Source organism: Haloferax profundi, from assembly GCF_001469865.1.
Lineage (GTDB): Archaea > Halobacteriota > Halobacteria > Halobacteriales > Haloferacaceae > Haloferax > Haloferax profundi.
The window spans coordinates 16,881-27,838 of sequence record NZ_LOPV01000139.1 but is presented as its reverse complement, the minus strand read 5'-3'; the positions used below and the strand labels follow the sequence as shown (position 1 = coordinate 27,838).

Sequence of the window (10,958 nt, the reverse complement as noted above, 5' to 3'; positions counted from 1 at the left end):
GCCTCGAGGTTCGGGAACACGAGGACGTTCGCCGGTTCGTCGAGGTCCGAGAAGTCGTAGGTTCCCGTGAGGATGTCCTCGACGAGTGCCGTGTCTGCCTGCATCTCGCCGTCGACGGGGAAGTCGACTTCGGGGTCGTCTTGCAGCAGGTTGGCCGCGTCGCGTGGCTTGGCGGTGCCCTCGTTGCGGACACTCCCGAAGTTGGAGTACGACAGGAGTGCCGCGCGTGGTTCGACGTTGAATCGGCGGGCGAGTTCCGCGGTGTGCTTCGTAATCTCCGCGAGAATCTCCTCGTCGGGGTCGAGGTTGACCGTCGTGTCGGCGCAGAAGACGACGCGGTTCTTGAACGTCATCATGTAGACACCGGCGGCGTAGTTCGCGTCTTCGGCCGTGCCGATGACCTGAAGCGGCGGGCGAAGTCCACCCGGGTAGTGGTGGGTCAGACCCGTGAGCATCGCGTCGGCGTCGCCCATCTCGACCATCACGCTGGCGAAGTAGTTGGAGTCGCGACGGACGAGTTCACTCGCCTCAGACTCGGTGATACCCTTGCGCTGGCGCAGTTCGTACAGACGGTCGGCGTAGTGGTCCCACTCGCCGTCACGCGGGTTGGCGATGGTGGGGTCGAAGTCGAGACCCAGTTCCTCGGCCTTCCGAAGGATGCGCTTGGTGTTGCCGATGAGGATGGGGTGGGCGATTCCCTCTTCTTGCATCTGGTAGGCCGCGCGAATCATCTTCTCGTTCGTCCCTTCGGCGAGGGCGACACGCTTGGGGTTCGACTTCGCCTTGTTCAGGACGACGCGCATCATCTCGCGGGACTTGCCGAGGCGCGCTTCGAGTTGCTCGCGGTACTCGTTGAGGTCGAGGCGCTTGCGGGCCGCACCGGAGGTGACCGCCGCTTGCGCGACGGCGGGTGCGACTTCGAACAGCACGCGGGGGTCGAGCGGTTTGGGGATGAGGTAGTCGGGACCGAACTGGAGTGGGTGGTCGCCGTACGCCTTGACGACGGCGTCGGGCACGTCCTGGCGGGCGAGTTCGGCGAGTGCCTCGGCGGCGGCGCGCTTCATCGCTTCGTTGATTTCCGTCGCCCGCACGTCGAGTGCGCCGCGGAAGATGAACGGGAATCCGAGGACGTTGTTCACCTGATTCGGGTAGTCTGAGCGTCCCGTCGCCATGATGACCGTGTCGTCGCGGGCACTTTTGGCGTCCTCGTAGGTGATTTCGGGGTCCGGATTCGCCATCGCGAAGATGATTGGGTCGTTCGCCATCGACCGGACCATCTCCTGGGAGACGATGCCACCGACGGAGAGGCCGGCAAACACGTCCGCGCCGGCCATCGCGTCCGCGAGGTCACCCTCTTCGACTGGCTGAGCGAACTCGGCTTTGTACTTGTTGACGTCACCTGCTTCGACGCGCGACTCGGTGATGATACCCGAGGAGTCGCACATCGTGATGTTCTCTTTCTTCGCGCCGAGTGAGACGTAGAACCGTGCCGTCGCGAGCGCAGACGCGCCCGCACCAGAGAAGACGATTTCGAGGTCGTCGAGGTCCTTCTCGACGATATCTGCCGCGTTGAGGAGGGCAGCACCGGAGATGATGGCCGTGCCGTGCTGGTCGTCGTGGAAGACGGGGATGTCCATCTGCTCGCGGAGTTGTTGCTCGATTTCGAAGCACTCCGGCGCTTTGATGTCTTCGAGGTTGATGCCCCCGAACGTCGGTTCCATGGCCTTCGTGGCGGCGACGAAGTCGTCCACGTCGGTGATGTCGAGTTCGACGTCGAACACGTCGATGTCGGCGAAGCGCTTGAACAGCACACCCTTGCCCTCCATGACGGGTTTCGACGCCTGTGCGCCGATATCGCCGAGGCCGAGGACGGCCGTCCCGTTCGAGACGACACCGACGAGGTTCCCCTTCGAGGTGTACTCGTACGCTGCGTCTTCGTCGTCGGCGATGTCGCGGCACGGTGCCGCCACGCCGGGTGAGTACGCGAGGCTCAGGTCTCGCTGTGTGTTCGTCGGTTTGGTCGTCGCAATCTCGATTTTACCCGGCGGGTCTTGCCGGTGATAGTCCCGTGAGTCGTCGTCCAGTCCCATGATTCACACCTCCTCACGCAGAGGGGAAAAAACTATCCAACACCGTCGAATATTGATTTCGACGGGCGTCGAATACCCGCCAGACGGCGGACCGGTGTCGACGGTGTTCGAGCACACTCGTGCCGAAAATTATTCCGTCTCGATGTGAAGGATTCCGTGCCGTTCGAGTTCGACCGAACCGGTCTCGTCCGTGACAGTCTGCGTCGGCCACTGTCCCGTCGTGGTCAGCACCTCGACGTCGTCGCCGGTGACGAGGACGGTGTCCTCGCTCTTCGCGCCCTCGATGGTCGGGTTGTAGGCGTAGCCCATGGGTTCGAGAACTGGGTCGTCGGCGTCGGGTTTCGCGAACCACTCACGCCCGGCGAATCCGGCGGCACCACCCTGATGGTGGTTCAACCACTCGTCGGACTCTCCGACGGCGTCGTAGGCGTCGCGGATGGCGTCGAACACGTCGCCGGCGGTTCCCCCGTCGTTGGCCGCACGCTGTGTCGCCGCGAGTGCGTTCGTCTCGACGCGCATCGTCTTTTCGTGACGCGATTCCAGCCAGTCGGGTGCGTCGAACGCGACGGTCCGCGTACAACTCGCGTAGAGTCCGTCTCGCTGGGCGGTCACGGAGACGAGTGCGTAGTCGCCGAGGCGTTCCTGTTTCGGCGTGTAGTGGCGGTACTTCTGGGCGCGTCGACTGCCGCCGACGAGGGCGACTGGTGTCTCGATGCCCATGGCTCCGAGCGTGACGCGAAGCCCCGAGACGACTTCCGTCTCCAAGTCCTGCGGTTCGAGTTCTCGACACACCCGTTCGACGGCGCTCGCCACGTCGCGGCCGAGTTCTCGATACGCGTCGATATCGTCGTCAGAGAGGGGTTGCCGGAGTTCTGCGGCGTCCACGTCGGCGAAGCCCGGAACGTCGAAGTCGGCCGCTGCCGGCGTCGGTGAGACGGTTGCGACACCCGAGGCCAGAGAGCCGTCGTACCACTGGTACTGGTGGATTCGGACGTCCTCGTGCGGCACTTCTTCGTGGAGGAGGCGGGTCGCTTCGATGTTGTCGGTCACGACGTGGAACTCGTCGCCGTCGTATCCGGCGGCGGCGACGCCGACGGGTGAGTCACGGTCGACGACGTTGTCCCCGCCGAGAAGCCACGCAAACGAGTTCGGGCGGGCGAACCAGACGGCCTCGACGTCGTGGTCGTCGAGGTACGCGTCGAGTCGCTCGGCCCGAGATGCGAGTCGCTCGTTCATATCCCGCGGTCCAACTGGACCGACTTGAATGGGACGACTCGTGGCCACCGCCGCTCGCGACGTCGCGACCAGCGTGCCAGATGCGTCGCCGTCCAAACACCTTCGAGAGCCATACCTACGAGATATAAGTTCGCGCAGGCCTGACCCCCGCGTATGACACCTCGGCTTCGCCGCCTCCTCGCGGGCTCGGCCGTGATGACGGGCATCCTGATGGTCCTCGGAGTCTACACCGCCGCCTCGGGGGCTGGACTCACGTGTGCCGGTCGCTGGCCGTTCTGTGACGGCTTCTTGGGCCTGTTCCCTGCCAACTGGGGCAGTTTCATCGAGTGGTTCCACCGCCTCGTCGCCATGCTCACCGGGTTCCTCATCCTCGGGACGACGGTGAAGGCGTGGCGCGAAGGCGTCGACCCACGGGTCCGCTGGGCGCTCGTCGTCGCAACCGTGATTCTCCCCTTCCAAATCGTCCTCGGTGCGCTCACCGTCACCGAGTACGAGTGGGTCATCCTCACCGCGCACTACGTCGTCGCCACGTCCATCTTCACGGCCGTCGCCGCCGCCGCCGCGTGGGGTCTCGCCGACCGTGGGATTCCCCGCGTCGCCGACGCCATCCGCCTCGCACTCGTGGGCGCACCCATCATGCTCGTCCTCGCACCACACAGTTTCGTCTCGTTCGGCCCCCTGACGCAGGCCACCTACTACGTCGTCGGCCTCGCAACCTACGCCGCACTCGTCGCCGCGACACTCTGGGCGAGCGCCGCTCACACGACTCGTGCCGACGTGTACGGACGCCTTAGATTCATCACCGCCCCCGCGAGCGTCGTCGTCGTCGCCTTACTCATCGCCGGGAGACAGGTGTACGGCCCGACGCTTCAACTGGCCCACCTCGGCGGAACAGTCGTCGCACTCGTTCTCGTCGTCGCCGCTGCCCTCGTCGTCCGTGGTGGTCTCCCGGTGCCGCGGGACACCGTCACCAACGACGCCGACTGAATCGGTCACTGGCGACGCAGGGCGGCACGAGACGAAATCGACCATCGCTTGGCCTGACACGACCGTTCTCTGAGATTCAATTAATCAGCTATTAGTTGAACAGATATCTCACTGATTAGAGTTTGTTTGTGTTCTGTACAGAACGGCACCCGATTTCTATTCATTCAGCCCATTTAGTGGCAATTTTCACCAAAAGTTGTGTGAATGGAGTTGCGTATCGAAGAAGTGTTATACGGTGGTGTGCTACCTGTGGCCTGTTATGAAACGTCGTACCTATCTCAAGGGCGCTGCAGGCTCTGCAGCCACGTTCACGCTGGCCGGTTGTCTCGGCGGCGGCGGTGGCGGCAGTGAAACGATTACCATCGGCTCGGACATTCCGTACCGTCCGTTCGAGTGGGAGACGACCGAAGGCGAACTCACTGGCTTCGACGTCGACATCGCACAGGCAGTCTTCGCCGACGAACTCGGCTACGAACACGAGTTCCAGAAGACGAGCTTCGACGGTATCATCCCCTCTCTCAACAACGGGAACTTCCGCGTCATCATGTCCGCGATGACCATCACCGAAGAGCGTGCAGAGAAGATCGACTTCTCCGATGCTTACTTCACTGCGTACCAGACTGTCATCGTCCTCAACAACAGCGACATCGCCGCGAAGGAGGACCTCAAAGGCAAAACGGTCGGTGTCCAGAAGGGGACCACCGGGGCCGCCGCGGCCGACGCACTCAAAGAAGAGTTCGGTGGCGACCTGACCATCCAGCGCTACGACCAGGTCAACGGTGCGTTCGACGCACTCATCAACAACCAGGTCGTCGCAGTGGTCAACGACAACACCGTCAACGCCGAGTTCGTCAACCAAAGTGAAAATGCCAAGTTCCTCGAAGGTGCCGGTGCCGCAGAGGACCAGGGCAAGGACGCACCACCGTACCTCACCCTCACGGTTGAGGAGTACGGTATCGGCTTCCGCCAGGACGACGACGACCTCCGCGAAGAGGTCAACGGCGCACTCGCGACGATCAAAGACAACGGGACGTACGACGAGATTTACTCGAAGTACTTCTCGGGCTAACTCGCCGCACCACCCGTTTTTATACAAACACTGTGAGAATCATTACCAATGGCTGAATCATACTCCGACGGAAGCGCCACCGACGACGACTTCCAAGAGCAGTTTTTGAACGACAAGACGCTCAAATTCGCAGGCGCCGCGATTGCGACACTGTTCACACTCGTCGTGGGGTTGTTCATCGGCGCGATTATCCTCACGCAGGTCGACTTCGACCTGTTCGTCGAGATTATCTACCCGCAGTTCGTCGAAGCCTACCTGCTCGTCCTCGGTATCTTCCTCGCAGGAAGCTTCCTCTCTATCATCGCCGGCATCTTCGTCGGCCTCGGGCGCGTCTCGAAGACACGCATCACGAATACGGTGGCCAGCGGGTACGTCGAGTTCTTCCGCGGGACGCCACTGCTGTTCCAACTCATCGTCATCTTCTTCGGGATTCCCGCGTTCTGGCCGCCCGGCCAGTTCCCCATCCCGAACTGGGCGATTCCAGCCGCCATCATTGGGTTGACGCTCAACCATGCCGCGTACGTCGGTGAGGCGGTCCGTGGCGGTATCAACGCCGTCCCGGAAGGCCAGATGGAGGCCGCCCGTTCGCTCGGGATGTCCTACGTCCAGGCGATGCGCGAAGTCGTCCTTCCGCAGGCGTGGCGCAACGCACTCGCCGCAATCGGCAACGACCAGGTCATCCTCGTGAAGGACACGTCACTGCTGACGGTCATCGCCGTTCCCGAACTCATCAGCGCGTTCCGACAGATCAACTCCGCGACGTTCGACCCGTGGACGCCGATTCTGCTCGTCGCTATCGCCTACCTCGGCATCACGTTGCCACTCGGCAAGGTGGTCAGGTACCTCGAAGCCCGCTCCGACTGGGGAGGTGACCGCCGATGAGTCTCCTCGAATTCGAGAAGGTGAACAAGTACTTCGGCGAGACGCACGTCCTGAAGGACGTCGACCTGAACGTCGAAGAGGGCGAAGTGTGCGTCATCATCGGTCCCTCGGGATCCGGGAAGTCGACGCTCCTCCGCTGTGCGAACCGCCTCGAAGAGATTCAAGGTGGCGAGATTCGACTCGACGGACAGTCCATCTCCGACCCCGACGCGGACATCAACCGATTGCGACAGCGCATCGGGATGGTGTTCCAGAGCTTCAACCTCTTCCCACACAAGACGGCGCTGGAGAACGTGACGCTCGCCCCGACGAAGGTCAAGGGCAAAGACGCGTCGTCCGCCAAGCAGGAGGCCAAGACGCTCCTCGACCGGGTCGGTCTCTCCGCGCAGTCGAGTTCCTATCCGAACCAACTGTCTGGTGGGCAGCAACAACGCGTCGCCATCGCCCGCGCACTCGCGATGAACCCCCGCGTCATGCTCTTCGACGAGGTGACGAGTGCACTCGACCCCGAACTCGTCGGGGAAGTGCTCGACGTCATGCACAGTCTCGCCGAAGAGGGGATGACGATGCTCGTCGTCACCCACGAGATGGGGTTCGCCCGCGAGGTGGGCGACCGCATCGTCCTCATGGCCGACGGCCGTGTCGTCGAGGACTCGCCGCCAGAAGTCTTCTTCGAGAACCCGAAGACGGACCGCGGTAAGCAGTTCCTCTCGAAACTACTCTGAGGTGGGTTAGTCGGGCACACACCCGACAACTATCCAACAAGCTTATTGCCGGAACCCCCACTTCTCTCCGGCATGAACCCCTCCCCTCGCGCATTTAGTACCGACCCGCCCGATACCGCCCGACGCAAGACAGTCTTGTTCTGTCAGACCTGTGGCCGCGCCGGTGACATCGGTGACTGGCCGACGGAGATGACCGACGAACGCGTCGAGACTATCGACTGTCCGGACTGTGGGACCACTGTCTGGCAGGGCTTCGACGCAGACGACGACGCAGAGTCGAAACGGGCCCTCACGCCGACTGCGTAGGCGTCTCTCGGCCCCACTAGCGAACGCAGGTATCGAGACACCTGCTGTCGAACAGCGCCTTCCTACGACGTCATCACTTCGACACCGACGGTATCGTAGTCGGTCATCGCCGCCAATCGCTCGGGAACCTCGTCGAGAGACACCGTCTTCGTCACGAGTGACCCGGGGTCGACCGCACCCGACGCCAGTACCGACAGGAGGTCTGTGGCGTCCGTCGGCGGCATGCCACGCGCACCGAGGAACGACACTTCGTGTCGCGTCATCCAATCGGTCGGGAGCGATACGTCGCCTCGCTCTTCGTCTGTCGTCAACCCGACTTGTACGTGCGTCCCGCGCGGCCTGACGGACAGAACGGAGTTTCGGCAGGTCTCTGCCACACCCAGTGCATCGACAGAGACGTGTGCGCCGCCGTCTGTCGCGTCACGAATCGCTGCGACTGCGTCGTCTTCGGCCGCGTTCACGAGAACTGCTGCCCCCATGTCGGCGGCCACCGATAGCGCCGACTCGCGCACGTCGACGGCGACGACGCGTGCACCGAGGACGTTCGCGACCTGAATCGCCGAGAGGCCGACGCCGCCGCACCCGTGGACGGCGACCCACTCACCTGCACGGAGTCCGGCACGGGCGTCGAGGGCGTTGTACGCGGTCATGAACCGGCATCCGAGCGCCGCTACGTCGCGAGGTGCGACGCCATCGGGGAGTCGAATCGCGTTGTAGTCCGCCGACGGGAGGTGGACCTGTTCGGCGAACGCACCCTGCGCGGTCTGTTCGAATCCGAGGGCGTGCGGATGGTCACCCGTACAGACGTTTCCGTGTCCGGTTCGGCAGTAGCCACACGACCCACAGGCGAGGTTGAACGGCAACGCGACGCGGTCACCTTCTCGAATCGTCTCGACGTCGTCGCCGACGTCGACGACGCGTCCGGCGGGTTCGTGGCCGAGAATCTGCCCCGGGTCGACCGCATCGTCGGCCCACTCGCCGTGGCCCATCCACGCGTGCCAGTCGCTTCGGCAGATGCCGCAGGCCTCTACGTCAACGATGACTCCCGCAGGGTCGAGTGTCGGCGCAGGAACGTCGGTTACGTCGAGTGGTTCACCGTGTTCGCGGAGGACTGCGGCACGCATACGCATGGGTCGGCCGGTATCCTACAAAAACTCTCGGCCGCCACGTCAGCAGTCGATTTTGCCCACGCGAACGGGGTCACTCACATAAAGTCGGAGAGACCGGACTGGCCGTCGTCCGTCGCCGACGCCGGTTCGGGGTCACTGTCGTCGTCTCCGTCGTCTCTGTCGAGGACGTCGTCCGAGTCGTCGGCAGTGTCGCCGACAGCGTCCGTCGTCTCGACGTTCTCCATCCCGGCGAACGCGCCGCCGGCGTGTTCTTCGACGAGTTCCTCACGGAGCGACTCCGCGTCCTCGACGATGGATTGGACCTTGTTCGTCGTCTCACCGCTTCCGGTGACGAACGAGACGTGCGACTCGTCGAAGTCGTAGTACGCCGCCATGGCGACGGTCAGTTCGCGCGGTTTGCAGTGGTGAGTCAGCGCGGAGAGATACGGCAGGACTTCGCGGCGGGCCGTCGCCATGCTGAATCCGCCCGTCTCCGCAATCTTCCGAACGACAGTGTCGCGTGTCTTGTTCCGCGTCGAGCGGTACGGTGCGCCACCGTAGCGGGTCCACCCGCCGCGCGTCCGGTCTCGGGAGGCGGCGACACCGGCAGCGAGGTTGTCCGTCGCGTAGCGCCAGTACGAGTAGTTCTGCGAGGCGCGCACGCGACCAAGCCAGCGGTCAGCGTTGGCGAGGAACTCGTAGGCGCGGGCGAGTTCGTCCGGTTCGTAGACGAGCGACACCTTGTCCTCTATCCACTTCGTGAGGTCGTCTGGCGTCTCGTCGACGTCGTAGGCGGTGTAGAGTGCCTCCTGTGCGGACTTCTCTTTGAGGACGGCGTCGAGGAACTCGAAGAGACCGACCGAGCGGTCCCGGTCACCCATGACTACGTCTTCTTCCGTGATGCGGTCCCGACCTTCGGCGATTGCTTGCAGGTCGTTGACCGCAGAGCGCAGGTCGCCACTGTTCATCTCGGCGATGCGTTCGAGCGCCGCAGATTCGAATTCGAGACCCTCCTTCCGACAGATGTCACGGAGGACGGGGACGATAGAGCGCGACGAGACGTCGCGGAACTCTATCTCCTGACAGGCGTTCCGCAGGCCGCGACTCATGTCGTAGAACTCGTTGGCGATGAGGACGATTGGCTGACTCGACGATTTGACGAGTTTCGTGACGGCACTCGCCCCGCCGCGGTCGTAGTTGCCGTGGATGTTGTCCGCCTCGTCGAGGATGACCAACTGCCGGGTGGAGGTGCCTGACGAGGAACCCGAGAGCGTGGCGTTCTTCGCGGCACGACCGGCGAACCGTTCGATGACGTCGCCGGTTCGCTGGTCGGAGGCGTTCAACTCGACCGTCTCCCACCCCATGTCCGCCGCGAGTGCGTGGGCGGCGGAGGTCTTTCCGATGCCCGGACTGCCGTGGACGACGACTGCCTCCCGGTGGTCGTCCCACGACTTGGCCCACGATGCGAGGGCGTCGCGGGCCTTGTTGTTCCCGCGCACCTCGGAGAGCGTCGATGGGCGGTACTTCTCCGTCCAATCTACCATTACCGGCAGAAGGAACGAGACGCGTTTAGTGGTTCCGGAGCGTCACTCGCTGCTCACTGCGTCGCCCGCGATTCGACCGGCGACATCAATCTGCCGTCGTCGATACGTCGCCCGTCGAACGTAGTGGCGAGCTATCGGCGTCGTATCCGAGTCGCCCCCGAGTGAGGACGACGAGCAGGATGGCGAGCACCCAAACGACCACCGTGACCGCAACGAGAACCCCTGTCGCGGCGTCTCCATCGAGGGCTTCGGCTGGAAGTGGAACGAGCGTGCTGTTCGCCGTGTTGAATCCGGCGTGGGCGAGCAACGCGAGGAGGACGCTCCCCCGCGTTCCGTTGTAGACCCACGTCAGGAGGAACGCGACACCGACGATGTTCAGGACGCGGACGAGGATGAGCGGCGTCTCGCGGCCCAGTGCCGCCAGCGAGTCGATTGTGGCGGGGCCAGTCGCCAGCAACGGGAGGTGCCAGAACGCCCAGACGACACCCAAGATGAGTGTCGCTCGAACCGGTGTGTGCCGTTCTTGCAGTCGCGGAAGCGCGAACCCGCGCCACCCGGGTTCTTCGTTGCCCCCGCCGACAAGCGCGACGAACACGAACCCGCCGAGAACCGCGGCGGTTCGCCCGGAGAGCAGACCAGGGTCTACGTCGTACCCGCGCATCGCGAGTGCGACGCTCGCCAGGGCGACGACCACGAGTGGCAGCGCAAACGCCACGAGATACCACCGTGGGGCGACGCGCCAGTGGACGATTTGTCGTGCCCACGCACGGACAGAGTCGCCCGCGAGCCACGTCGTGACTGCACCAGCGAGTGCCGGGCCGAAGCCACCGAGGACGAAACTCGCAGTCCTGAGCGGGTCGTCGACGCCGAGCACTAACGGGAACCACGCCACCCACGAGATGCCGTACGCGAGGACGAAGAACGCCGTCGTCGGTCTCGCAGTGACGACACCGCGAAGCCATCGTCTCATCGTGCGCCACCCCAGTTGTCGTATCGTGTGATTGTGTTCA

10 protein-coding genes are annotated in these 10,958 nt (G+C 63.7%); 5 read left to right on the top strand and 5 right to left on the bottom strand.

What is annotated here, in order from left to right; all coding sequences use genetic code 11:
- Together AUR66_RS07210 and AUR66_RS07205 are read right to left on the bottom strand one after the other, a co-directional pair.
- On the bottom strand, positions 1–2,090 hold a 2,090-nt coding region (locus AUR66_RS07210), incomplete at its 3' end, for an NADP-dependent malic enzyme (protein WP_058571793.1).
- A gap of 129 nt (positions 2,091–2,219) precedes the next feature.
- On the bottom strand, positions 2,220–3,326 hold the full coding sequence (locus tag AUR66_RS07205) for a M24 family metallopeptidase (RefSeq protein WP_058571792.1): 1,107 nt from the start codon (positions 3,324–3,326) through the stop codon (positions 2,220–2,222).
- Between the two features lie 195 nt (positions 3,327–3,521).
- Between AUR66_RS07205 and AUR66_RS07200 the strand changes: the two genes are divergently transcribed.
- From AUR66_RS07200 to AUR66_RS07180, 5 genes are all read left to right on the top strand, one after another.
- Entirely contained in the window at positions 3,522–4,313 is a 792-nt protein-coding gene (locus AUR66_RS07200) for a COX15/CtaA family protein (protein ID WP_197409699.1), read from the top strand.
- A gap of 259 nt (positions 4,314–4,572) precedes the next feature.
- Complete coding sequence (locus AUR66_RS07195; protein WP_058571790.1) at positions 4,573–5,382, top strand: transporter substrate-binding domain-containing protein; 810 nt, start codon at positions 4,573–4,575, stop codon at positions 5,380–5,382.
- 48 nt (positions 5,383–5,430) lie between these two features.
- Positions 5,431–6,264 (top strand): ABC transporter permease subunit, encoded by an 834-nt coding sequence (locus AUR66_RS07190; protein WP_058571789.1) that lies wholly within the window; start codon positions 5,431–5,433, stop codon positions 6,262–6,264.
- Entirely contained in the window at positions 6,261–6,989 is a 729-nt protein-coding gene (locus AUR66_RS07185; RefSeq protein ID WP_058571788.1) for an amino acid ABC transporter ATP-binding protein, read from the top strand. The genes AUR66_RS07190 and AUR66_RS07185 overlap by 4 nt, the downstream gene beginning before the upstream one ends.
- A gap of 72 nt (positions 6,990–7,061) precedes the next feature.
- On the top strand, positions 7,062–7,295 hold the full coding sequence (locus tag AUR66_RS07180; RefSeq protein WP_058571787.1) for a hypothetical protein: 234 nt from the start codon (positions 7,062–7,064) through the stop codon (positions 7,293–7,295).
- A 62-nt stretch (positions 7,296–7,357) separates the two neighbouring features.
- Here the strand turns inward: AUR66_RS07180 and AUR66_RS07175 are convergent, their stop codons facing one another.
- The 3 genes from AUR66_RS07175 to AUR66_RS07165 form a co-directional block, all read right to left on the bottom strand.
- Positions 7,358–8,419: a zinc-dependent alcohol dehydrogenase family protein gene (locus tag AUR66_RS07175; RefSeq protein ID WP_058571786.1), complete on the bottom strand. Its 1,062-nt coding sequence runs from the start codon at positions 8,417–8,419 to the stop codon at positions 7,358–7,360.
- 80 nt (positions 8,420–8,499) lie between these two features.
- Positions 8,500–9,948, bottom strand: coding sequence for a replication factor C large subunit (locus AUR66_RS07170; protein WP_058571785.1), 1,449 nt, complete (start codon positions 9,946–9,948; stop codon positions 8,500–8,502).
- Positions 9,949–10,033: 85 nt separating this feature from the next.
- Positions 10,034–10,918, bottom strand: a complete 885-nt coding sequence (locus AUR66_RS07165) for a CPBP family intramembrane glutamic endopeptidase (RefSeq protein ID WP_058571784.1) — start codon at positions 10,916–10,918, stop codon at positions 10,034–10,036.
- Positions 10,919–10,958 lie beyond the last annotated feature (40 nt).